27 protein-coding genes and 1 tRNA gene are annotated in these 23219 nt (G+C 57.0%); 8 read left to right on the top strand and 20 right to left on the bottom strand.

Annotation, left to right across the window (positions count from 1 at the left end; all coding sequences use genetic code 11):
* Window positions 1-2: 2 nt before the first annotated feature.
* Window positions 3-1346: a phosphoglucosamine mutase gene (glmM, locus tag ACR0L4_RS01915; protein ID WP_480511123.1), complete on the top strand. Its 1344-nt coding sequence runs from the start codon at window positions 3-5 to the stop codon at window positions 1344-1346.
* Here glmM and ACR0L4_RS01920 read toward each other — a convergent pair.
* Together ACR0L4_RS01920 and ilvC are read right to left on the bottom strand one after the other, a co-directional pair.
* On the bottom strand, window positions 1343-2245 hold the full coding sequence (locus ACR0L4_RS01920; protein ID WP_480510168.1) for a DMT family transporter: 903 nt from the start codon (window positions 2243-2245) through the stop codon (window positions 1343-1345). The genes glmM and ACR0L4_RS01920 overlap by 4 nt on opposite strands.
* A gap of 127 nt (window positions 2246-2372) precedes the next feature.
* Complete coding sequence (gene ilvC / locus ACR0L4_RS01925) at window positions 2373-3395, bottom strand: ketol-acid reductoisomerase (RefSeq protein ID WP_170748544.1); 1023 nt, start codon at window positions 3393-3395, stop codon at window positions 2373-2375.
* 131 nt (window positions 3396-3526) lie between these two features.
* Here ilvC and ACR0L4_RS01930 point away from each other — a divergent pair, with 131 nt between their 5' ends.
* Complete coding sequence (locus ACR0L4_RS01930; RefSeq protein WP_480510170.1) at window positions 3527-3982, top strand: Lrp/AsnC family transcriptional regulator; 456 nt, start codon at window positions 3527-3529, stop codon at window positions 3980-3982.
* The gene (locus ACR0L4_RS01935; protein WP_480510172.1) at window positions 3979-4437 is read left to right on the top strand and encodes an Lrp/AsnC family transcriptional regulator; all 459 of its coding nucleotides are present in this window, start codon (window positions 3979-3981) and stop codon (window positions 4435-4437) included. Before ACR0L4_RS01930 ends, ACR0L4_RS01935 begins: the two co-directional genes overlap by 4 nt.
* A 6-nt stretch (window positions 4438-4443) precedes the next feature.
* On the opposite strand, the gene ACR0L4_RS01940 is transcribed toward ACR0L4_RS01935, so the two are convergent.
* The gene (locus ACR0L4_RS01940) at window positions 4444-5145 is read right to left on the bottom strand and encodes a GntR family transcriptional regulator (RefSeq protein ID WP_170748547.1); all 702 of its coding nucleotides are present in this window, start codon (window positions 5143-5145) and stop codon (window positions 4444-4446) included.
* A gap of 233 nt (window positions 5146-5378) precedes the next feature.
* Between ACR0L4_RS01940 and ACR0L4_RS01945 the strand changes: the two genes are divergently transcribed.
* Window positions 5379-6506: an aminotransferase class V-fold PLP-dependent enzyme gene (locus tag ACR0L4_RS01945; RefSeq protein WP_480510174.1), complete on the top strand. Its 1128-nt coding sequence runs from the start codon at window positions 5379-5381 to the stop codon at window positions 6504-6506.
* Window positions 6507-6518: 12 nt separating this feature from the next.
* On the opposite strand, the gene ACR0L4_RS01950 is transcribed toward ACR0L4_RS01945, so the two are convergent.
* The 3 genes from ACR0L4_RS01950 to ACR0L4_RS01960 form a co-directional block, all read right to left on the bottom strand.
* Window positions 6519-7715 (bottom strand): UbiH/UbiF family hydroxylase, encoded by a 1197-nt coding sequence (locus ACR0L4_RS01950; protein ID WP_480510176.1) that lies wholly within the window; start codon window positions 7713-7715, stop codon window positions 6519-6521.
* A 74-nt stretch (window positions 7716-7789) separates the two neighbouring features.
* Window positions 7790-8038: a hypothetical protein gene (locus ACR0L4_RS01955; RefSeq protein WP_170748550.1), complete on the bottom strand. Its 249-nt coding sequence runs from the start codon at window positions 8036-8038 to the stop codon at window positions 7790-7792.
* An 86-nt stretch (window positions 8039-8124) separates the two neighbouring features.
* On the bottom strand, window positions 8125-8769 hold the full coding sequence (locus ACR0L4_RS01960; protein ID WP_480510179.1) for a pyrimidine 5'-nucleotidase: 645 nt from the start codon (window positions 8767-8769) through the stop codon (window positions 8125-8127).
* 100 nt (window positions 8770-8869) lie between these two features.
* Here ACR0L4_RS01960 and ACR0L4_RS01965 point away from each other — a divergent pair, with 100 nt between their 5' ends.
* Window positions 8870-9517, top strand: a complete 648-nt coding sequence (locus ACR0L4_RS01965; RefSeq protein ID WP_170748552.1) for a GntR family transcriptional regulator — start codon at window positions 8870-8872, stop codon at window positions 9515-9517.
* Here ACR0L4_RS01965 and ACR0L4_RS01970 read toward each other — a convergent pair.
* Window positions 9514-11400, bottom strand: a complete 1887-nt coding sequence (locus ACR0L4_RS01970) for a glycosyltransferase (RefSeq protein WP_480510181.1) — start codon at window positions 11398-11400, stop codon at window positions 9514-9516. The genes ACR0L4_RS01965 and ACR0L4_RS01970 overlap by 4 nt on opposite strands.
* Before the next feature lie 85 nt (window positions 11401-11485).
* A complete protein-coding gene (gene carA, locus ACR0L4_RS01975) occupies window positions 11486-12652 on the bottom strand; it encodes a glutamine-hydrolyzing carbamoyl-phosphate synthase small subunit (RefSeq protein ID WP_170748554.1) in 1167 nt (388 codons plus the stop codon).
* A gap of 182 nt (window positions 12653-12834) precedes the next feature.
* On the opposite strand from carA, the gene ACR0L4_RS01980 reads away from it, so the two are divergent.
* On the top strand, window positions 12835-13320 hold the full coding sequence (locus ACR0L4_RS01980) for a GatB/YqeY domain-containing protein (protein WP_480510183.1): 486 nt from the start codon (window positions 12835-12837) through the stop codon (window positions 13318-13320).
* Window positions 13321-13339: 19 nt separating this feature from the next.
* On the opposite strand, the gene ACR0L4_RS01985 is transcribed toward ACR0L4_RS01980, so the two are convergent.
* From ACR0L4_RS01985 to ctaD, 3 genes are all read right to left on the bottom strand, one after another.
* On the bottom strand, window positions 13340-13831 hold the full coding sequence (locus ACR0L4_RS01985) for a DUF2244 domain-containing protein (protein ID WP_170748556.1): 492 nt from the start codon (window positions 13829-13831) through the stop codon (window positions 13340-13342).
* A gap of 44 nt (window positions 13832-13875) precedes the next feature.
* Window positions 13876-14475 (bottom strand): 2-hydroxychromene-2-carboxylate isomerase, encoded by a 600-nt coding sequence (locus ACR0L4_RS01990; RefSeq protein WP_170748557.1) that lies wholly within the window; start codon window positions 14473-14475, stop codon window positions 13876-13878.
* A 142-nt stretch (window positions 14476-14617) separates the two neighbouring features.
* Window positions 14618-16276 (bottom strand): cytochrome c oxidase subunit I, encoded by a 1659-nt coding sequence (ctaD, locus tag ACR0L4_RS01995; protein WP_170748558.1) that lies wholly within the window; start codon window positions 16274-16276, stop codon window positions 14618-14620.
* 304 nt (window positions 16277-16580) lie between these two features.
* Between ctaD and ACR0L4_RS02000 the strand changes: the two genes are divergently transcribed.
* Entirely contained in the window at window positions 16581-17000 is a 420-nt protein-coding gene (locus ACR0L4_RS02000) for an HIT family protein (RefSeq protein ID WP_480510186.1), read from the top strand.
* 385 nt (window positions 17001-17385) lie between these two features.
* Here the strand turns inward: ACR0L4_RS02000 and lipB are convergent, their stop codons facing one another.
* Entirely contained in the window at window positions 17386-18102 is a 717-nt protein-coding gene (gene lipB, locus ACR0L4_RS02005; protein ID WP_480510188.1) for a lipoyl(octanoyl) transferase LipB, read from the bottom strand.
* Window positions 18081-18740 carry a DsbA family oxidoreductase gene (locus tag ACR0L4_RS02010; protein ID WP_480510190.1) on the bottom strand — a complete coding sequence of 220 codons (660 nt, stop codon included), beginning with the start codon at window positions 18738-18740 and terminating at the stop codon, window positions 18081-18083. Before ACR0L4_RS02010 ends, lipB begins: the two co-directional genes overlap by 22 nt.
* A 130-nt stretch (window positions 18741-18870) precedes the next feature.
* On the opposite strand from ACR0L4_RS02010, the gene ACR0L4_RS02015 reads away from it, so the two are divergent.
* Window positions 18871-18957 (top strand) — tRNA-Leu (locus tag ACR0L4_RS02015).
* Between the two features lie 95 nt (window positions 18958-19052).
* Here the strand turns inward: ACR0L4_RS02015 and ACR0L4_RS02020 are convergent.
* From ACR0L4_RS02020 to ACR0L4_RS02050, 7 genes are all read right to left on the bottom strand, one after another.
* Complete coding sequence (locus ACR0L4_RS02020; RefSeq protein WP_480510192.1) at window positions 19053-19841, bottom strand: ComEC/Rec2 family competence protein; 789 nt, start codon at window positions 19839-19841, stop codon at window positions 19053-19055.
* Between the two features lie 76 nt (window positions 19842-19917).
* Entirely contained in the window at window positions 19918-20430 is a 513-nt protein-coding gene (locus ACR0L4_RS02025; protein ID WP_480510194.1) for a hypothetical protein, read from the bottom strand.
* 287 nt (window positions 20431-20717) lie between these two features.
* Entirely contained in the window at window positions 20718-20951 is a 234-nt protein-coding gene (locus ACR0L4_RS02030) for a hypothetical protein (RefSeq protein ID WP_480510196.1), read from the bottom strand.
* Window positions 20944-21330 carry a hypothetical protein gene (locus tag ACR0L4_RS02035; RefSeq protein ID WP_480510198.1) on the bottom strand — a complete coding sequence of 129 codons (387 nt, stop codon included), beginning with the start codon at window positions 21328-21330 and terminating at the stop codon, window positions 20944-20946. Before ACR0L4_RS02035 ends, ACR0L4_RS02030 begins: the two co-directional genes overlap by 8 nt.
* Window positions 21331-21621: 291 nt before the next feature.
* Window positions 21622-21945, bottom strand: coding sequence for a hypothetical protein (locus tag ACR0L4_RS02040; RefSeq protein ID WP_480510200.1), 324 nt, complete (start codon window positions 21943-21945; stop codon window positions 21622-21624).
* 648 nt (window positions 21946-22593) lie between these two features.
* The gene (locus ACR0L4_RS02045) at window positions 22594-22911 is read right to left on the bottom strand and encodes a hypothetical protein (protein ID WP_480510202.1); all 318 of its coding nucleotides are present in this window, start codon (window positions 22909-22911) and stop codon (window positions 22594-22596) included.
* A gap of 98 nt (window positions 22912-23009) precedes the next feature.
* The gene (locus ACR0L4_RS02050) at window positions 23010-23198 is read right to left on the bottom strand and encodes a helix-turn-helix transcriptional regulator (RefSeq protein WP_480510204.1); all 189 of its coding nucleotides are present in this window, start codon (window positions 23196-23198) and stop codon (window positions 23010-23012) included.
* Between the last annotated feature and the right edge of the window lie 21 nt (window positions 23199-23219).

Raw genomic sequence — 23219 nt, forward strand, 5'->3', positions numbered from 1 at the left:
TGATGCGCAAGCTGTTCGGAACTGACGGTGTGCGAGGCACGGCCAATACGCATCCGATGACCGCGGAAATGGCTTTGCGCATTGGGGCCGCCGTCGGGCGGTATTTTCGGCGTGATGCGTCCGGTGTGCACCGGGTCGTTATCGGCAAGGACACGCGCCTGTCAGGCTACATGCTGGAAAACGCGCTGACGGCCGGTTTGACCTCGACAGGTATGAACGTGCTGCTGCTTGGTCCGGTGCCAACGCCGGCGGTTGGGTTGATGACGCGCTCCATGCGAGCAGATCTGGGTGTCATGATCTCGGCCAGCCACAACCCGGCTGAGGATAACGGCATCAAATTCTTTGGACCCGATGGGTACAAGCTGTCTGATCAGGCCGAAGCCGAGATCGAAAAGCTGATTGATGACGGAGTAAAGCCCGCGCAAGCGCAAAACATTGGCCGCGCGCGTCGGGTAGATGATGCGCGTTTTCGATATGGGGAACGCGTTAAGTCCTCGCTGCCGCGGGACGTGCGCCTGAATGGTCTGAAGGTTGTGATCGACTGCGCGAACGGTGCCGCACACCGCACCGCGCCCGAGGTTCTGTGGGAACTGGGCGCCGAGGTGATCCCGGTTGGTGTCGCCCCCAACGGCAAGAATATCAACCTCAATTGCGGATCGACCAAACCCCAGCTGGCCGCTGAAACCGTCGTCGCACATGGCGCGGATGTCGGGGTTTGCCTTGACGGGGACGCGGACCGCGTTGTTGTTGTGGATGAGAACGGTCGGGTGGCCGATGGCGATCAACTTATGGCGTTGCTGGCCTCGGCCTGGTCCAAGTCTGGTCAGCTGAAAGGCGGCGCTCTGGTCGCAACGGTTATGTCAAACCTTGGGTTGGAACGGCACCTGCAATCCCAGGGGCTACGGTTGGAGCGCACAGCGGTCGGAGACCGATACGTGGTCGAACGGATGCGCGAGGGCGGTTTCAATCTGGGTGGCGAACAATCCGGCCACATCGTGATGAGCGATTATGCGACCACCGGTGATGGGCTGATGGCCGGAATGCACTTTCTGGCTGAGATGGTTTTGTCGGGCCGCAAGGCGTCGGACCTGGCGCAGCAATTCGAGACAGTTCCGCAGCTTTTGAAGAACGTCCGATACGCCGATGGGCAGGTGCCGCTTGAATCCCAAAATGTCCAAGCCGCCATTGCCGATGCCGAGGCGCGTCTGAACGGGCAGGGGCGGTTGCTGATCCGCAAGTCGGGCACCGAGCCGTTGATCCGTGTGATGGCGGAATGCGAAGATGACGCGCTGTTGTCTCAGGTTGTCGACAGCATCGTATCCGAGGTCGAAGCCGCAGCGGGCTAGCGCCCGGTCAGCAGTTTTTGCAGGCTGAACCATTGGCTGATCGCCAGCCCGGTCAGGATCATGACCAAGGCGATGAAAAAGCGCAGGGGCAGGGCCTCGGACAGAATCCATGCGCCCAAAACCATCGACCAGATCGGCACTTGATAGTTTACCAAGGTTAAAAAGACCGACCCTGCGCTGCGGATGATCGAGACGCGCAGCAGTGTGGCAAACGCCGTTGGCAGCAACCCCAGAACGATGATGGCAATGCCGGGGCGCGTGCCCTCCCATCTGGGCAGTCCTTCGATGATGAACATCAACGGCACCAGGCATATTGCGCCGACCACCAGTGTCAACGCGGCAAGCGTCACAGGATCGATGGGCGGGCAGCGACGGGTGAAGATCGAGGCCACCGAATAGCAGAACGCAGCCCCAATGCAGGCCAATTGCGCCAGAGGCTCGGACCCTTGACCGATCTGCGCCAGACCGGGACCAATCAGAACCAAGGCCCCTGCAAAGCCCAGAGATACGCCAACAAACCTGCGCGCGTTCAGGGGTTCATCGGAAAAGAAATGCGCCAGTGGCAAAACCATCAACGGGATTGCAGCCATGGACAGTCCTGCGAAGGCAGACGGCACATATTGCTGCCCCCAGCTGAGCATCATGAAGGGTACGGCCGTCGACAGCAGGCCAATGATCACAATCGCGCCCCACAAGGCGCGATCCGGCTTTGGGAGCCTGCGACCGGTCGCCGCCATCAGCACCAACAGCGTCACGGCCCCCAATGTCGTGCGTGCTGTGGCAACCGTGACTGGACCATATCCTTCCAGCGCCATCGCTACGACCATGAACGTTCCGCCCCAGATGAGGCCGAGTGCTATGACGCCGCTCCAATCGCGGGGGCTGGGTTGATCGACCATGTGATGCTCGGGGTTGTCGAATATGCTGGGCCAGTGATCACCGGAAACGCACTTGGTTGCAAGCGCGCGCCAGGGAAAGAAAAAGGGCGGCTTTTTGGGCCGCCCTTAATGTTGATAGAGGTCAGGCTTAGTTCTTTTCCTGATCGACCAGTTTGCCCGCCGAAATCCACGGCATCATGCCGCGCAGCTTCTTGCCGACTTCTTCGATCTGATGTTCGTCATTGGCGCGACGCGACGCTTTCAGGAACGGCTGACCGACCTGGTTTTCCAGCATGAAGTCACGAACGAACTTGCCTTGCTGGATGTCGTCCAGAACCTCTTTCATCGCTTTCTTGGTCTGCTCATATGGCAGGATGCGCGGACCGGTGACGTACTGGCCGTATTCAGCCGTGTTCGAGATCGAGTAATCCATGTTCGCGATGCCGCCTTCATAGATCAGGTCGACGATCAGCTTGACCTCGTGCAGACACTCGAAATAGGCCATCTCGGGCGCGTAGCCGGCTTCGACCAGTGTTTCGAAACCGCAGCGGATCAGTTCGACCAAACCGCCGCACAAAACAGCCTGTTCGCCGAACAGATCGGTTTCGCACTCTTCGCGGAAGTTGGTTTCGATGATTCCCGAACGACCGCCACCAATGGCCGAGCAGTAGGACAGACCGATTTCCAGCGCTTTGCCGGTTGCGTCTGTGTCAACAGCGACCAAACAAGGCACGCCGCCACCTTTGACGTATTCGCCACGCACAGTGTGGCCGGGGCCTTTGGGGGCCATCATGATGACGTCAACGCCTTCTTTCGGCTCGATCAGGCCGAAGTGAACATTCAGGCCGTGGGCGAAGGCAATGGCCGAGCCCGGCTTGATGTTGTCATGCACGTATTTCTTGTAGGTTTCGGCCTGCAGTTCGTCGGGCATGGTGAACATGATGACGTCACACCAGGCTGCCGCTTCGGCGATGCCCATGACGTCCAGACCTTCGGCCTGGGCTTTTTTGGCCGAGGCAGACCCTTCGCGCAGAGCGACGACAAGATTCTTCGCACCCGAGTCGCGCAGGTTCAGCGCGTGGGCGTGGCCCTGGCTGCCGTAACCCAGAATGGCCACTTTCTTGTCTTTGATCAGGTTGATGTCGCAATCGCGATCGTAGTAGACGCGCATTTCGCTGGTCCTTTCTGTTTCGATTGATGCGCTTTTAGCTGGGCAATTAGCGATTGGCGAGTGTGTTGGGATCGAGTATTTGTACAATATCACAAGAATTATTCGCTAAACAAAGATCTGGTAAAAAAATCATGCTCGATGATCTCGACCGGCGTATTCTGCGTCACTTTCAAGCGGAACCCAGCCTCTCGACAGTGGAACTGGCCGAGCGGTGTCGCATCACGCAAGGCGTTTGCTGGCGCCGGATCGAAAAGATGCAGGGTGCCGGAATCATCAAGGGGCAAGAGGCGATCATTGATTGGGTTGCATTGGGCTATGCGGTCGAAGTGTCGTTGCGGGTCACGCTGGACAAAACCCAGGCACGGGCTTTCGACGATTTCACCGCTGCCGCGCGGCAGGTGCCCGAGGTCATCGAAATTCAGACCTTTCTGGGCCGGGTTGATGTGCGTTTATCCGTTCTGGCAAAGGATATGAGCCACTATCAGCAACTCTACCGCGCCCGCATCCTGACCTTGCCGCATATCGCGGATATCGAGGCGCTGATGCATATTGCCCGCGTCAAAAGTGACGAGGTGCTGCCCGTATGATCGAGTTGGACGAAGTCGATCGGAAAATCCTGCGCGCGCTGGCCCAGGACGCATCCCAAAGCGCAGGCGCCTTGGGGCGTCGGCTGGGTTTGTCGCAACCTGCAACCTGGCGACGCATCCGTCGGTTGGAGCAAAGCGGGGCGATCAAGGGGCGCCGATTGCGCCTGAACGCCGAGACGTTGGGCTTTGGCGTCACCGTATTCTTGGGGGTCAAGCTGGCGCGCAAGGGGCAGGTCAGCCTCGAAGATTTTGAACGGGCCGTCAGTGCCATTCCCGAAGTGCAGACGGTCGAACATGTACTTGGTCTGTACGACTACCGCCTGCGCGTGGTGGCGCGGGACTTGTCGGATTTCGAACGGGTCTTGCGACGCCGGATCATGACGCTGCCCGGCGCGGGCGATGTGGAGGCAAACGTTCTGCTAAGCGAGGAACGTTTGCCGGGCCCCATCGGCTGACCGGGATCAGTATTTCGTGCGAATACAAAAGCCGGGATGATGCGTCATGCGGGCAAAAGTGATCGGCTTGTCATCCTTCCAGGTCGTACGCTCCAGTTGCATCATCGACGTGCCTGCCGTCGTCCCCATGAATTCGGCCAATCGACTGTCTGCCGAAATGGCGCAGAAGGCGACCTCGGCTTCGGTAAAGGGCGTTGCGTTCAAAAGCCATTCATGCGGGCCATTGTCGCTGAGGTTGGCCTGTTCCACTTCAGGGACAGCATCAATGTTGATCCAGCGCTCTTCCAGTTGGAACGGACGGTTGTCGGCGTAATGCATGCAGATGACATGCAACACGCGCACGCTTGGTGAAACGCTGAGCTGCGAGGTCAGCCAGCCGGGGCTGGGCACGACATTGCGTTCGACCAGAGCATAGCGATAGGTTGCGTTCTGGTTTTCAACGACCTGACGGGTCAAAGAGAACTCGAGCTTGGCGTGTTTACTGGGCTCTTTCTTGACGCGTGTACCGCTTTTGCGTTTGCGTTCGACGAATCCCTGATCTGCCAGCTCCCGTAAGGCGCGGTTGACGGTGGCACGGGCGCAGTTGAATTCTTCGGCCAACTGAGTTTCGGTTGGCAGCAACGAGCCTTGAGGCCAGATGCGGCTTTCGATCCGACGCTTCACTTCGTCACGAACGACCTGAAAGCTGATCCGCTTTTGTGCAGTCACGGGTTCGTTTTTCCCTTCATTTTAAAAGTGTATGTATCTGGTCAGAAGCACGTAGAAGTGTAAAGAGCTGGTTGACACTATTTGGCGTCATTTGATGCTTTTTCAGCCTGTCGGGCGGTGGGTTTCTGTCGATTTTTCAAAGTTACTTTGCGTCATCTTCTGATCGGATTCGGGCTTTACCCGCACGGGCAATGGAGGGATGGTGCACTGAAGAGTGATTGAAAGGACATCCAATGCCCGCCTTGCTGGAAACCATCGACCCGAATGGTCTTGAAGAGTTCTCGGTCGTTTTCACGGACCGGTCTCTCAATCACATGTCCGCTAGTTTTCAGCAGGTGATGCGCGACATCTCGGACATGCTGAAAGAGGTGTACAATGCAGATGGTGTCGCCGTCATTCCCGGTGGAGGCACCTATGGGATGGAAGCTGTCGCCCGGCAATTTGCCCGCGATGCCAATGTCTTGGTCGTCCGCAACGGCTGGTTTTCCTACCGTTGGAGCCAGATCATCGAGAACGGGGCCCTGACAGGGTCCACGACGGTGTTGAAAGCCCGGGAGACTGGCAATACCAGCCCGTCGCCTTTTACACCTGCGCCGATCGAAGATGTGGTTGCCACGATTCGGGACCAGCGCCCGGATGTTGTGTTCGCCCCGCATGTCGAAACCTCGGCAGGGGTGATTCTGCCCGACGCCTACATCGCGGCCATGGCCAAAGCTGCGCATGAGGTCGGGGCTTTGATGGTGTTGGACTGTATCGCTTCGGGCTGTGTCTGGGTGGATATGAAGGCTGCGGGCGTGGACGTGTTGATCTCGGCCCCGCAAAAAGGCTGGAGCGCGTCACCCTGTGCAGGTCTGGTCATGCTGTCCGAGCGGGCCGAGATGCGCTTGCAGGAAACCCAGTCTGACAGTTTCGCCATCGACCTCAAAAAGTGGCGGCAGATCATGCAGGCCTATGAAAACGGCGGTCATGCCTATCACGCGACCATGCCAACAGATGCATTGCGGGCGTTTCGCGATACGATGGTCGAAACACGTGACTACGGCTTTGACACACTCCGGGATGCGCAGTGGGCCTTGGGCAATGGCGTGAGGGCGATGTTGAAAGAAAAAGGCGTCGTCTCTGTGGCGGCTGACGGCTTTGGCGCACCGGGCGTTGTGGTCAGCTACACTGCTGACCCGGAGGTTCAGAATGGCAAGAAGTTCGCCGCTTTGGGGATGCAGATCGCGGCCGGTGTACCGCTGCAATGCGACGAGCCCGCAGGGTTCAGCACGTTTCGCCTTGGCCTGTTTGGTCTGGATAAACTCTATGACGTAGAGGGCACCATATCTCGTTTAAAGCGCGTGCTGGATCAGGTTCTCTGATCCCCACGGGCCTTAGCGCACGCCGAGGCCCATCTGCATCAACGTCTTGCGCACCGGTGCCATGGAATACAGCGCGTTCAACCCCATGGCCCGTGCATCGCGCAGGGGGCGCGCGTCAAGCATTGAGGTGCGATTCAGTAGGTCGATGCCCTTGACCCGCAGCTCGATCTCGGCGTGGCGGGCCTTGTGATAGGCGTCGAGCATCTGTGCATCGCCCAAGCCGTCGGGCCGGGCCTGCGCAAGATCCAGCAACGCCTTCAGATCACCCAAAGACATGTTCAAACCTTGCGCGCCGATTGGCGGCACGACATGGGCGGCCTCTGCCATCAGGGCGATGCGTTCGCCGGACAGGCGTTCCGCCGACTGACTGATGATGGGCCATATTGTGCGGCGCGAGGCCAGTTTCAGCCGCCCGAACAAGCCGCAGGACCGTTCCGTCATTGCCGCCTCAAAAGCATCGGTGTCGAGGTTCAACAACTCAACCGCGCGAGGTCCACGTTCCATCCACACAATGGCTGACGACGGCTGACCCTGCCAGTCGGGCAGAGGCACCAGCGTGAAGGGCCCGCCGGAGCGGTGAATCTCTGTCGAGACGTTTTCATGCGCGATAGGATGCGTGACCGCAAAAGCCAACGCCTTTTGGCCATAGCGCCTTGTGTGAACGGAAAGTCCGGCGGCCTCACGCATGGGCGAGTTTCGCCCGTCGGCGGCGACGACCAGTTTGCACCGGATGCGGCTGCCATCGCTCAGACCAACGCGAGCCTCGGCCGTTCGGGTGAACAGGCTGACTGTGCCGGTTCCGGGGCGGAAGTCGACATTTGGCAGCTCAGCCAGCCGCGCAACCATCTCGCGCCGGAGCAGCCAATTGGGCAGGTTCCAGCCAAAGGGCTGCTCGGAAATGTCCGAGGCGTTGAAATCGCGCACCACGCGCGGTTCCGGTGTGTCGCCGCCCGCGTCAACAATGCGCATGACCTGCAACGGGGCTGCATGCGCGTCCAAACGAGCCCAAAGCCCGCATTGTTCCAGCAATCCGCGCGAGGGTTGCAGGAAGGCGGTGGTCCGCAAGTCCGAGCCATCAACGTCGCGTTCGGTAACGGGTGGCGTGGGGTCAACACAAACCACATCGAAACCGGCTGTTCCGAATACCGCTGCGGCGGTCAGGCCGGCAATTCCGCCGCCGGAAATCAGGATGTCACAGCTGTCAGTCATGGCGCTTGTCTCCGTTCCCGGCAGACCCTAGTGCGGTTCTGCCGCCTGCGCCAAGTGACATCCTGTCCCGTTTCTTATCCGCGTGAAATCAGGATGAGGATCAGGAACATCACCGGGACCATCATCACGGCCGGAATATAGAGACCGGGCAGGCCAAAGACCAAAGCCGAGCACCCCCACATGCTGAAAATCGCGCCAGCGGTATAGCCCAGATCCTCGGGATCGCCCTCGGCCACATCGCGGGCCATCCAGCCGAACAAGGGGATTGCAAACAATAGGCGCTGCCAAATCGGCAGCCGCCGAGGCATCTCGATCGCGGTCATTGGGGTCTCCGTTCTGTTCGTCGCACAACGGGATATAGGGCTGATGCTGCAGGTGCAGAATGTGCAGATCGTCGCAGTGTGACAGCCTATCGCAGGCGGGCGAGAAAGGCGGTCAGATCATCGGTGTGGTGATGTATGTGATCGGCCTTGTGCGGGTCCGGTGCGACGTGGACGGTGCGCATTCCCATCTCATGTGGGGCGGCCAGATTACGGGGATCATCTTCGAACATCGCGGCTTTGTCCGCCTGAATACCGTCTTTGTCAAAAATCGCTTCAAAAGCCGCTCGGTCAGGCTTGGGGCGATAGCCCGCGTGTTCGACCCCATAGATGGCGTCAAAAAGACCTGTCAGCCCGCGCGCCGCAAGCACACGTTCGGCATAAGGCGCGCTGCCGTTTGTGTAGACGATGCGTCGCCCGGGCAGAGCCCGGATATGATCTGCCAGTTCGGCATCGGCATCCATGTGGCTCATGTCCACCTGATGAACGGCATGCAAATAGGGATCGGGGTCCAGATCATGCTCGGCCATCAACCCCGCCAGAGTGGTGCCATATTCGCGCCAGTAGTGATTGCGCAGACGGTCGGCCTCGGCCCGGTCCACGCCGATGGCATGCACGACATAGTCGGTCATCAGCACCTCGATCTGATCGAACAGGCGCATGTGCGGCGGGTAGAGGGTGTTGTCCAGATCGAACACCCATTGGGTGACGTGAGCAAAGGCAGGTTTGACCATAACCCGGGTTTAGGACGCCAGGGGCAGGTTTTCAATGCTGCACTTGATTGCCGATGGGCAGGGCGGATAGACATGACCGAACGAGGAGACCAATTGCCCCATGCCCCAATCCCGACAGTCCAACAAGGACGCCTACAGCCTGATTCTCGAAGCGATCGATGTAGGGGTCTACAAACCCGGCGACCGTCTGGTCGAAAGCGAACTGGCCGAGCGATTTGGCGTGTCGCGCACACCGATCCGTGAAGCGTTGCAGCGTTTGGAGACCCAGTCGCTGCTGGAACGAGACGGGCGGTCGCTGATCGTAGCCTCGCTGAATCACAACCAGATGGCCGAACTTTATGTTGTGCGGCGCGAGTTGGAGGGTCTGGCAGCGAGCCTCGCGGCCAAGCATGCCACGGACGAAGAAATCCGGGTGCTGCAAGAGATGGTGGCCGAAGATGACGCGCTGGTCGATGATCCGGCCGCATTGTCCCGTGCGAACCGGCGGTTTCACGAGCAGATTCACCTTGCCTCGCACAACCGCTATCTGGTTCAGCAGCTGGATCTTGTGCATCGCACCATGGCCCTGATGGCGACCACGTCGCTGGCCGCGCGAGGGCGCAGTGAAATCGCGCAGAGTGAACATAAGGGCATTGTCGAGGCCATTGCGGCGCGAGATGAAGAGGCGGCGGCGAAGGCCCTGAAAGATCACATCTCGATCGCGTTCATGACCCGGCTCAAGCAGGATGCGGTTCGACGCGAAAACTAGGTCGTGTGCGGCGGCAGGTCCTCGCTGGCCTGCCCATGCTGGGTTTTGTCCCAGAAAAACGGCCTGGCGGCCAATTCCCACAGGGCTTTGTAGGCCGCCACGACGCCAAGTGGGAAGTACAGGATCATCGTGGGGACCCAGGGGACGAGGAACCGTCTTTCCTTGGCCCATACCGCCATAACGCCAATGATGAAGTTCAGCGCCTCGGCTGTAAGAAACAGCCAGATCAGGGCCTTGAACGTTTGCATTGGAATGACCTGCAAAAACGGGTTGTTCAAACCCAATGTCGTCAACCAAAACATCCAGAGCACCGGCGCCAGTAGAAACTGCCCGACCGTGCCCATGAAAAAAGCCTGAATACCCAGAAACTTGACCGGTCCAAGATCGCGGAGCAGCCGCAGCGGTGCGCGCATATGCACCAGATAGGTGACCATGAACCCTTTGAGCCAGCGCGAGCGTTGCTTGACCCAGGGCCAGGCGCGGAAATTGGCTTCTTCGAAGGTGGCCGTATCGACGATTTCGGTGCGATAGCCGGCACGGCAAAGACGCACCCCCAGATCCGCGTCCTCGGTCACGTTGTGGGCATCCCAACCACCAAGCTCCAACAGCTTGTCACGTCGGAAAAAGAAAGTTGTGCCGCCCAACGGGACCACAAGCCCCAGCTTTGCAATCCCCGGCAGGATGACACGGAACCAGCTGTTGTATTCGATGGTAAAGCAGCGAGACCGCCAGTTGGTGCGGGGGTTGTAATAGTCCAGAACCCCTTGCAGGCACACCACGTCGGGGGCCGCTTGCGTAAAGTGATCAACGACGCGTTCGATCTGATCCGGTTGCGGGGCATCCTCGGCATCCCAGACCCCCAGAATATCACCCCGGCAGAAGTCCAGGGCATAGTTCATCGCGCGCGGTTTTGTTGTCAGACCGTTCAGTTCCGGCACTTCAATGGTTCTGATCCAGCTGGGCAGTTGGACTTTGGACAAGGTGTCCCGGGTCACGTCATCGCTTTCTTCCAGTACCAGAATCACATCCAACAGTGCCTTTGGATAGGTCAGGCGTTGCAGCCGTCGGATCAGCGCATCTGCGATTTCACGCTCTTTGTAGAGCGGCACCATGATCGAAACGCAGGGTTGGCGCAGCGCAGTAACCTGCGTGGTCGAGGGCGCGGGCCGTGGGAACAGCTTCTGGTAGGCGAACGCCACAAGCCCCGAGGTCCGCATGACCATGAACAGGAGCAACGAGGCGACGGCGGCAATCACAAGCACCGCCATGCCCGTCTGAGGAAACGCGACAAAAGCCAGCAGCATCAATGCCAGAACGCCAACGCTGCGGGTTCGGGTCCATGCCGTCCACGTGCGACAGCTCTGATCCTCTGCCACGCGAGTCTCGGCGTTCTGAGCCAACTGGTCCGAGAACAACCGTGCAATCGACCTGTCGATCTGATCAGTTGCAGCGAGCACAGGAACCACGGTCAGGTCTTCAACGGTCATTTCTGCGGTGACCGTGGTAAAACGGTCGGGTCGTGCCGTTGCGACGAACAGAAAAGGGCCAATTCGCATCCACGGGATGACGTTGTGCCGCAACCAGAATTCCATAGGTTCCAGCGTGCTGAGTTCAACGGAGGGTGGCGTTTGTTCCAGATCCGCGATCTGAAGACTGGTCTGCGTGGACAGCGCGGCAAGAACATCCTGACGGCTGGCCCAGCCTTCACCCACCAAGATCTCACCGATCGGTGCGTTCTGGCGCGCCTGCAGGTCCAGCGCATGATCGAGTTGCTCTGGCGTGATTACCCCAGCCTCGACCAGGCACGTGCCAACCGGTTTGCGATGTTCCGGCGCGGGGATCGAGGCAACAGCAGAACTATTTTGAAGATTTAAATCGACCATGAAAGAAAAAACCCCGACGCCTTGCCTTCGCGTCAGGGTTGATCAATCAAGGTTAACAGGCGGTTAACACTGATGATTCAGGAGGTTATGCCTGTGTTTTTCTGTCAGCCATTGCGCTTGCGAACCGTTCGAACAGGTAAAAACTGTCCTGTGGGCCGGGTGAGGCTTCGGGATGGTACTGCACGGAATACACCGGGCGGTCGGCCATGCGGATCCCGCAATTCGATCCATCAAAAAGCGAGCGGTGGGTTTCGACAACACCGTTCGGCAGCGACTGCGCGTCAACGGCAAACCCGTGGTTCATCGAGGTGATCTCGACCTTGCCGGTATCCAGATCCTTGACGGGGTGGTTCGCGCCATGGTGCCCGTGGTTCATCTTGACGGTCTGACCGCCCAACGCCAGCGCCAGCATTTGATGGCCCAGGCAGATACCAAAAACTGGCAACTGGGTCGTATCGAGGATTTCTTTGATCATGGGTACAGCGTATTCACCTGTAGCCACCGGATCGCCTGGACCGTTTGACAGGAATACGCCGTCCGGCTCGTGAGCCAGTACCTCGGCGGCGGTTGCGGTTGCCGGCAGAACCGTCACGTCGCACCCAGCCGAAGCCAGACAGCGCAGGATATTCCGTTTCGCACCATAGTCGACGGCCACAACCTTATGCTGGGGCGCTTCCTGCCGCTGATAACCATCCGGCCAGGCCCAACGCATTTCATCCCAGCGATAGCTTTGGGCGCAGGTGACGTCCTTGGCCAGATCCATGCCTTCCAGCCCGGCAAAACCACGCGCGGCGGCCACCAAGGCCTCAATATCGAAATTTCCCTCGGGATCATGGGCCAAAGCAACATGCGGGGCGCCTTGCTGTCGGATCGCGCGGGTCAGGCGGCGCGTGTCGATGCCGCCAATCGCGATACGTCCGCGGCGTGCCAGCCAGCCTTTGAGTTCTTCGGCTGCGCGCCAGTTCGACGGTTCGGTCGGGTCCCATTTGACCACCATCCCCGCAGCCACAGGATCACCGGTTTCGTCATCCTCGGGGTTCACCCCAACATTGCCGATATGGGGAAACGTGAAGGTAACGATCTGGCCTGCATAGGAGGGGTCGGTCATGATCTCCTGATAGCCGGTCATTGCGGTGTTGAAACACAGCTCGGCCTCGGCCTGACCGGTCGCGCCAAAGCCTATCCCGTAAAACAGCGTTCCGTCGGCCAAAGCCAGACATGCGGTGGGCTTGGACGGGGCGTTCGGGGCCATGGCGCAACTCTCCTGCAGGTAAATCGGCGCATACCTAAGGGGGTTAGACGCTCGGGTCAAGTGTGTTCAAATTTTCCGCTATTGTTATTTTTCAATGGGTTAGCAACATTCTTCCCCTGTTGTGTCGCGCTTTTTGTTTAGATATGTTCGGGGTTCCTTTGTCATGGGGATGGACAAAACATATGGACATGCGATCACGGGTGAATGCCGCCCTGAAGCAAGCGATGAAAGACAAAGCAGCCGAACGTCTGTCGACGCTGCGGTTGATCAATGCGGCGATCAAGGATCGTGATATCGCCGCGCGCGGCTCACAAAACGAAGAGGCCAAGGGCTGCGGTGACACTGAGGTTCTTGAAATCCTTGGTAAAATGACCAAGCAACGCAAGGAAAGCGCTCGTGCCTATGAAGAGGGCGGGCGTCTGGATCTGGCCGAACGGGAACTGTTGGAAGTTTCGGTAATCGAAGAATTCCTGCCCAAGCAGCTGGATGAAGACGAGGTCTCAAAAGCGATTCAGACCGCTATTACAGCGACCGGAGCGGGCTCGATCCGCGACATGGGCAAGGTGATGGGTGAACTCAAGACGCGGTACACCGGCCAGATGGATTTCGGCAAGGTCGGCCCGATGGTCAAAGACCACCTGTGCGCCGCGTCGAACGGCAATTGTTGATCCTGTTGAAGGCCCAGAGTTACTGCGCGGCAGGTCCGCGCAGTCTTGCGGCGAGGTCGTCGTAAAGGCTGATGCGTTCTTCCTCGGACAGAAACGCACCGATCTCAACCTCTCGGCCATCGCCAACCAAAGTCACATAGTGCGGCACCGGTCCGCCTGTCATATGCATTTCGGGTCGCGCCCAGTATCGGTTGCACGACCATTCCTGCTGTTGCTTGCCCGGAGAATGGTGGATCAACCGGGCTTGCGAGCCGCTGAGGGTCAGAACCTCGAACGCGCTGCGTGCACGGTAATTCGTCTGGATTGCCAGCCAAAGGCCCAAAACGGTCAGCAGCAGGAAAGGCAACAACCCCCAGAGAACCACTGATCCCAGCATGGCCAGAACCGGGATCAGACCAAACAGGAACACGGACAGAATGACAATCATCGCGCCGCGCGGCGGGAGCGAATTGTGCGGCCAGAGACGCAGTTCCTGTTCCGTATCAGATGTGTGATTCCATTGGTAAGGCATGGTGGAAACCTAGCGTAATGTCGTCCGCCGTCTAAGGCCAAAGATCACACGACATGGCCGACCCGTGCCCATGACAATGCATCGTCCAATCGGTCATCGCCCCAGAACACCTCGTCGCGCACGACAAGGCTTGGGGCACCAAAGACCCCAAGGCGTTTCGCGTGCTCTGTTGCGGCCTCAAGCGCCGCGACTGCGTCCGGGCTGCGTGCACGGCCAAGTGTCAGACGCGGGTCCTGCTGACAGCGCAGCAGAGCTTCGGACAGTGCGCTTTCGCTGCCTGCCTCTACGCCTTCCTCAAACCAGATGCGATAGAGGTTCTGGGTAAAGGACGGCCCCCAATCCTCTTCCATTCCCAGCAGCGCGACCTGATTGGCCAGGGCCAGATCCGAAATCGGGTAGGGTGCGGGCAGATTGGCGTGGATATGATATTTGGCGGCGCGCCGTTCGATATCGCGCCACATATAGGCGGATTTGATCGGCTTGCCTGCAAAGGGAATGTTTTGTTGTTCCGACATCACCGTGCGGACGTTGAAGGGGCGCCAACGCACGGTTGCGTCGTTTTCTGCGCACCATTCGTCCAGACGCATGATCGTCAAGAAACTGTATGTGCTGCCGATGGAAAACCAAAAGTCTATTTCGGGCATCTGGACCCTCCCGGATTGCCGGATGAGTTTCCCGTACCAGAATAGCGTATTTTGGCCGTTCTGGCGATGCAGTGTGCGCTGTGGCATGTTTACAAAGAAAAACCCCGCCGAACCGGCGGGGTTCTCTGTTTGGTCACTGGGATCAGTGCGCGTGGCCTTTGTCCCAGTCTTCCTGCTTTGGCAACTGCTCGAACGTGTGCTCGGGCGGCGGCGAGGGAAGGGTCCATTCCAGCGTATCCGCGTATTCGTTCCACGGGTTCGGGCGGGTCTCACGTGCACCGCGCAGCAAGGCGTAGATCACGATCCCAAAGAACAACAGGAACGAGGCGAACGAGATGAACGCACCAATCGACGACACGAAGTTCCACTGGGCGAACGCCTCGGGGTAGTCGATGTACCGGCGCGGCATGCCCTGACGGCCCAGGAAGTGCTGAGGGAAGAAGGTCAGGTTGGCACCGATGAAGAACATCCAGAAGTGAACCTTGCCCCAGAATTCCGAGTACTGACGGCCAGTCATCTTCGAGAAGTAGAAGTACACACCCGCGAAGATCGCAAACACGGCGCCCAAGCTCATCACATAGTGGAAGTGAGCCACAACATAGTAGGTGTCGTGATAGGCGCGGTCGATACCAGCCTGCGACAGCACCACACCGGTCACACCGCCAACGGTGAACAGGAACAGGAAGCCGAAGGCAAACAGCATCGGTGTCTTGAACTCGATCGAGCCGCCCCACATGGTCGCGATCCACGAAAAGACCTTAACGCCCGTGGGAACCGCGATGACCATGGTGGCCAGCATGAAGTAGGCTTGCTGACGCAGCGACATGCCAACGGTGTACATGTGGTGCGCCCAGACGACGAAACCCAGAACACCGATTGCAATGATCGCCCAGACCATCGGCAGGTAGCCGAAGATCGGCTTGCGCGAGAAGGTGGCGATCACGTGGCTGATGATGCCGAAACCGGGCAGGATCACGATGTACACCTCCGGGTGGCCAAAGAACCACAGGATGTGCTGATACAGGATCGGATCCCCGCCGCCGGCCGGATCAAAGAAGGTAAAGCCAAAGTTGCGGTCCATCAGCAGCATGGTGATCGCGCCCGCCAGAACCGGCAGCGACAGCAGAATCAGCCATGACGTGATGAAGATCGACCAGCTGAACAGCGGCACCTTGAACAGGGTCATGCCCGGGGCACGCATGTTCAGGAAGGTGGTGATCATGTTGATCGCGCCGAGGATCGAGGAGGCGCCCGATACGTGCACGGCAAAGATCGCAAGGTCCATGGACATGCCGCCCTCGGTCGTGGACAGCGGTGGATACAAGACCCAGCCCACGCCCGAACCAAGCTGGTCGTTACCACCGGGGCTCAGCAGTGAGGCAACACCCAGCGAGGTACCGGCGACATACAGCCAGAAGGACAGGTTGTTCATCCGCGGGAACGCCATATCCGGCGCACCGATCTGCAACGGCATGAAATAGTTGCCAAATCCACCGAACAGGGCGGGGATGACAACGAAGAACATCATCAGAACACCGTGATAGGTGATCATCACGTTCCACAAGTGCCCGTTCGGGGTACATGGGTCGGCCATGAAACCTTCCATGCACATGTACTGAACACCGGGGTGCATCAGTTCGAGCCGCATGTAGATGGTCATCGCGACCGAGATAAACCCGGCCAGCGCCGAGAAGATCAGGTAGAGAATCCCGATGTCCTTGTGGTTGGTCGACATGAACCAGCGCTGGAAGAATGTGCGCTCGTCTTCATGATCGTGACCATGAATGGCTGCGTCTGCCATTATAGGTGCCTCCTGTTGCAACTGCACCGCGCAACCAGACCTCTCCGATGCGCAGGATTCCTGCTGGTTTTAGAGGGCGATGAGGTCACCTTCAATGGCCGAGTTTGATCTGGATCAAGATTAATTGTCGCGGGCAGGAGGCTGCACCGCGATTTTGGGCCATAGGCAGCGTCTATCTGGCCATTCGTCCGGCCCGTTCAAGAGGTTGGATTCGCGTTCAAAGTCAGATGGGCGGAGTTCCGCCTTGACCGCCGTCCGATCGACCCGCAGAACAAAAGGCAACAGCTGAAACCAGAGGCACCCCATGTCAGTTTACGATCCGGACAATATCTTTGCCAAAATCCTGCGCGGCGAAATTCCATCCACCCGCGTGTATGAAGACGACGAGACACTGGCCTTCATGGATATCATGCCACGCACGGACGGGCACTTGCTTGTGATCCCGAAAACCCCGTGTCGCAATGTACTGGATGCCACATCGGAACAGCTTGGCGCGGTCATGGTCGCCGTCCAGAAACTGGCGCGCGCCGCAAAGCAGGCCTTTGATGCGGATGGGGTGACCATACAACAGTTCAACGAGGCTGCAGGAGGGCAAGAGGTCTTTCACCTGCATTTTCACGTCTTGCCCCGGCATCAGGGTGTCTCGATGCGTCCGCCAGGACAAATGGGCGATTTTGAACTGATCGCGCAGCACGCAGAAAAGATAAAGTCAGCGCTGGACTGAGCACCCATAGCACCGAATGCCCGGGCGGCACAGCAATTGGACTTGTAGGAAAGCCAAGCTGATAAATGAGAATTGCCGTTCCGATTTGGGGTCGGAACGGCAGACTCGTAACCAAACACTTATCGGATATCCGGGGCAGAGCCGGATCACCGGTTTAACATACCACTCACTCTAGACTGGCAGTTCGATATTACTCGTTAACAGCTCTGATGTATCCATTTGAAATATGTTTTGACTAAGGATTTAGTTAAATCCAGTTGAACATTGGTTAATTTTACCAGTTTCAGACCAAGTTTGATCGCGCCCCGGAAACAGAGCTGGTTTGACGCCGGAATTGTTGTTTTCCATACCCGTCAGATTGATTCGCGAGTTTGTTGAACAGGGACTACGCGTCGGTTTGCTCGAAAACCTCGGCGAACGTCTTGCGAAGTGCGGTATCCATGTCGGCCATGGTGACAGGCAACCCCAGATCGACTAGGGATGTCACGCCGTGTTCGCGGATGCCGCAGGGCACGATACCCGAGAAATGATCAAGGTCCGGCTCCACATTGATCGAAATTCCGTGAAAGCTGACCCATTTCCGCAGGCGCAAGCCAATGGCGGCTATCTTGTCCTCAGCCGGTTGTCCCATGGCGGTCAGGGGCTTGTCGTGCCGTTGCACCCATACGCCCACCCGCCCATCACGGATTTCGCCGGTGACGTTGAATTCTCCCAGCGCCGAGATCACCCAGGTTTCCAGCTGCGTCACAAATCGGCGCACATCGCGTCCGCGCTTGTTCAGATCCAGCATGACATAGGCCACACGCTGACCAGGGCCGTGATAGGTATATTCACCGCCACGCTTGCTTTCATAAACGGGGAAGCGATCCGGATCGGTCAGATCCTGCGGTTGGGCAGACGTCCCTGCCGTATAGAGTGGCGGGTGTTCCAGTAGCCAAACACATTCTTCTGCTTCACCCGCAGCAATTGCTGCAACGCGTGCCTCCATGAAGGCGACAGCCTCTTCATAGTCGGTGAGCCCGTCTGAGATTTTCCAGTCCATGTGGGCCTCATATCTTGCGGATTGAGCGGAGGAAAGGGCTAGGCGGCTTCGTTCAGGCATTGTTTCAGGACCTCTGTGTAGGTCTCTGTGCCTTGTGCCCCGGTGGTCAGATACTTTCCGGAAAACACCATCGAGGGCACTCCCGAAATGCCCCGGCTGGTCCAGAAATGCTGCTTATCGCGCACCGTTGCCTGATGATCGCCAGAATCCAGCGCGTCCCCAGCAGCCTGAGGGTCCAGCCCGGCTGACTCGGCAATTGCAATCAGTGTGTCGACCGACGATATGTCTCTCTGATCGGTGAAATAGGCCGTGAACAGTGCCAGTTTTAACGGATGCTGGCGACCCTTGCTCTCGGCCCAATCCAGAAGTTGATGGGCCTGGAACGTGTTCACCATCCGGCTGTCTTCTGTGAAATTGAAAGTAAATCCCAGTTCGGTCCCGATGGCAGTCAGTCGCACGCGCGCCGCTTCGCTTTGTTCAGTGCTGCTGCCGTATTTCTGCATGATGTGTTCGCGCAAATTCTGCCCTGCAGGTGGCATTTGCGGATTCAGTTCGAACGGGTGCCACCTGAGTCGCGCCAGAACGTTTTGTTGCTGAAGCGCCCGGTCAAGCTGCTTGAACCCAATAATGCACCACGGACATACAATGTCTGAAACGACATCGATCTGAACAATGGGGCGGGTTTCTGGCGTGGTCATTTGGCGCTCCTGTTGGGTGGTTGCACACTACAGATATGGATGCCGGTCCGGATTTTAAATCGAAGAGTTTTTGCCTCTTCACATCCAGGGTCCAAGGGGCTATACGCCGCGCTACCAAGTCATTGGCAGTGCGGTCGTGGCGGAATTGGTAGACGCGCAGCGTTGAGGTCGCTGTGGGGTAACACCCGTGGAAGTTCGAGTCTTCTCGACCGCACCAATAATTTAAAAAATATCATTGTAAATTAACAACTTAGATGTTCTTGGGATATCTTGGCCCACCCTCTGGACCACCTCATGTGAGTGGCTTTAGCCTTATGCCCGTATCGTTCCGATGTAGCTTGGCTCCGATCTAAACGCCATTTCGGAACTCAAAAATGCCTCACTGTAAGCGGGATTGGAGCAAAAGACGTGGGCGCGACCCACATCCGTTAGGAAAGTGATGTCTCGTGCAGTATTCTGTTTGATCGTGTTCCAGTTGCGGTAGTAGTTCAGATGTTCGGACGGGGCTTCTCCGATAACAATCAATTCAGGAGAAAGTTGGTTTAACCAGCCAGAGGGGATTTTTCCGCTATTGCGGCCATGGTGGGGTGCGAACACCACAGTAGTCTTTGGTAGAGTTACGAATTTGGAGATATTTTCCATGAAGTCGGTCTCTAAGTCCCCTAGCCAGCAAAAACTTGGGCCCCCTTGGATCGCGTACCAGAGGATTGGCGATAAGTTGTTTGGGCTACTGCCGTTCTCCGCATCGTACTTTGCTTTTTGAAAGTAGGGGTTGTTCAGGTCCGGCCAAAGCACATGGAGGCCACATCCGCCCTGACTTTCGTCTGATTGGTTCAGCCATAGTTTTTTCATGCCACCGTACAAAGAAAATGTGCCCGGTCGAGCACGTAGTTCGGCATATCGCTTAAAACTTGGAGTTACTGGGTCTTTCCAAACGTTGTTCTGAACACAATAGAAGTTCTGGACGAGATTGTCGGCTAAACCCTCGATGCCGTGGATGTGGTCTTCGTCAGGATGCGTCGAGATAAATCTTACGACGTTTGCACCTTTTGCAACATCCCTTATCTCATTGGCGACAAGTGCCCCGGTCAAATCGCTCAAATTGCAGTCAATGACTGTAACACTTCCGTTTTGATGATTGATGCAAAAAGTATCTCCATTCCCTACTGAGAATGACTTAACTACCGGCATTTTCAGACACTCGCTTTTCGATGCGTTTCCGAATGTACGTGATCTGCTTTCGGTATCCGAACACGAACAATGCCAGCACCAGCGCTACGACCACTGCAAGAAACGAGCCGTCGGGCAGCGTGCCGCTGTTGACCAACCAGCTACCCACCCACACAAAAACAAATGCGAGTACGCTTCCGATTGCAGTCCTATACGTATTAGCGACAGTAAGTAGGTCTTGAATTTTGGGGTCCTTGCCTTCTGCGGCGAGGAAGTCGGCATATGGCGCGAAGTGAACGATTTTCAGGTACTGAAATACAGGTTCGACAACTAAAGAACCAACCCGGTTGAGCACCATTCCGACAAAGTAGTAGACAAAAAAGGCGGCAACTGGATCGCTTCCAGCTATGTCGATGGAGAGAATCTGCTTACAAGCGACGCAGTAGACCACACCCGGAACAAGGTTGGTGAAAAGGTTATATGATGAGACCTTTTGGAGTATTTCTTCTGCTATCGACATAACCAATCTCCGAGACGTGCAAATTCCATCACTCTTGATGCAGTTCATCGGAATTGCAAGGCGACTATTCGGACCGATGAGGGCGTTGTCAGGCCTTTGTCTGGTGCAAAAATGCGGGTTGAATGGGTTAGTCTTGTTGCCGACTAACGTGCAATTCCTGCCTACATGGGCGGCAACCACCCAACAAACGCAGGAAAAATTGAAAAGAAAAATGTCAAAGTTTCATCAAATCCTTATTTACTAATTCTTCGTCATCGCTGGGTCAAAATAATTGCAACAGTTGCAACTCACTCCTGCAACCGCGCTGCCACGAACCCAAACAACATAAAGGCTGGCCAGAACAGAACAACGGTTGCCTTAGCGAGCATCAGAGCCGGGTCACCGGAGCGTTCTTGCTCCGATGCCTCAATATGCCATTCCAGTGCTGCTTGATCTTCCGGAATGCGGCTTGGTAGTACGACCACCCGCCATATTCGAGCACCGATAGATAGGTACACAAGCGCAGTGATCACCTCAGTCATGCCCTTGGCCTTTCTGTACGCGCTGGGCGATGAACTCGGCTTTCTGGCGTTGGCGCACTCGCTTCTCGCGCTGCGACCACTCATCCATTTCAGCCCTTGATGCCCGAATTCGGCCTTTGACTTCGAAACGTTTAGCCGAGAGCCGGATTTTTTCATCAACGTTCTGGCTGTCCGCTATCAGGGCGTTAAGGCCCATTTGACGGAGTTCCAATTCTCCAATGCCGTTGCTCAACTCAACTTTTTTCCGCCTGATTTCCATGCCCTCAGCGGACTGTTCGAAAAGTATGTCCGCCAGTAGCGCATATTGGCCCTCCGGGGTGTCGGCGGGCGATTGTGCCAGCGTTTGCATTTGATCGTGGTTGGGAGTTTCTTCGGTCATGGTGTTTTCCTTTTTGTCAGAGGTGGAACCGTCAGCCAAAGGCTTCCGGGGCAGTTCGCGTTCGCTCCCGCCGGTGGTCTTTTGAGGATTAGGTTTGGTTGTCCCGGCCTCTGACGGCGTACCGCTTCTGACCGGGGTATATGGCTAATATAAGGGTGCCAGAGTTTGCAGCAGGAGAAGCCGGAAAACGCCCGTATTCTGCGTCAGACATTGCTGCATAGAACTGAGAATTTGGTTCTGCCTGCATCAGAATTTGCAGCAGGGTTGCGTCAAAGTCTGATGCGGGGTTTTTCATTTCAACGCCTCCCGAAGAGAAATGATGTTACCCAGCTTCGAAGAGCCAAACCTGCTCGCATCGCCTCGCGCGTGACCCGGCCTGCGGCTTTTTGCGTATATCTTCACCTCATAGTCGTGACCTGCGTTCCAATGCAGAGGTTCGCGTGTGGCCGAGCGGTTTGTGGTTGGGCGCATGGTAAGCCGCCATTCCGGGGCTAGTGCTTTGCCCTTAAGCCCGTTTCCGTATTGCATCGTGCAAACGATCCAACCTTTGGCTTGAAGGTCGGCCATCGCGGTCATGGCGGTTTTGTCGTTAACGCCCATTTCTTTTGCGAGCATTCGGGCCGACAACCCAACTTTGCCGTTGTTGTTGCTGCGGAGTTTCTTACCCTCGGTCCAACACCTCACGCTAAAGTGCATGTAAGCCGCTTGTGCATTCCCGGAGAGGGCTTTCCACGCAGGGATTTTGGTTTCAGAGAATATCCACATCGCGAACTGGCCTACTCGTTTCTCGTTCTTTTTGTCGCGACCCATGGCTCAAATCGCTTTCGCTCTGGGCGTTGCAACTGTTGCAATGGGTGACACTAGGCTCTGGCCAGTTTTTGCCCGCCACAAGTTCATAAGCGTCTCTGGCTGGGTGAAGTATCCTATTGCTTCCCAAGCCCGCTCAGCGCCCGGATTTCCGCCTCTTCTCCGCTGCAAAATCCACTGGAGGCCATCCCGGCAGACGATCACCCGATAAGAGCCGGATACCTTCAGAATTCTGTTGTAGTAGTCCGAGCATTCCCTAGTTGAACTCGCGCTGGGCGTGGGGTTTTTTTCTATAGGGGGAATTGGGAAATAAACCTCAATTCCCCGGCAAGTTTTGCCGTGGGTCATCTGTTCTTCCTACTTACTATTGTGACGATGAGGCCCGGATGTTATATTGGAAGTACGCTAAACTTCTCGGAGCACCCTGCCGTTCTTTGTTAATGGTGGGGTGTTTTCTTAGGTGGCTGGCTCTGCGTCATTGGCCAATTCGTCGGCACCCAGCGCAGTGAATTCGAAAGAGCAATGACTTGAGTTCTCCGTCGTGCCATCTGGAAAGTGCGCGGTTTTGAAGAATACCGCATTTTTTTCCAGATGTTCTTTTATCGCTTGGTCGATCTGGACCGGGACGCCCTTAAAGAACTCAATTTTCCCCGGTTGTGATGAGTTCTCTGGGTTAGGACGCATCAATACGTACCGTTTCGTCGTGCCGTTTGTGAGCGTGGCCATGTATTCAGGTGTGTGAGGTTCGATTTTCGACGTGTTCTTGTTATTCATTTCGCATTCCTTTTTTCGATTGGGTGCGTCAAAGCATTCCCCACGACCTGTGACGGGTGTGAGAGGCTGCTTGGGCTTCGTTTGTAGGGTGGGGTTGCTCAGCCTCGTGCGTTGGCAAACGCCTGCATCGCGGCTTCAACTTCATCTTCTATCCAATAGGATCGGCTGCCGATCTTAATGGGCGCGGGAAATGTCCCCTTCTTGATCATGCGGTACAGCGTTGGTCCGCTAAAAGGGTATGCTTCGGTCAACTCGCGAAGGTTGCGGTATCTTTGTTTCGTACTCATGCTGAACGCTTCCAGTTTGGT

This window comes from Ruegeria sp. AB5 (assembly GCF_056542645.1).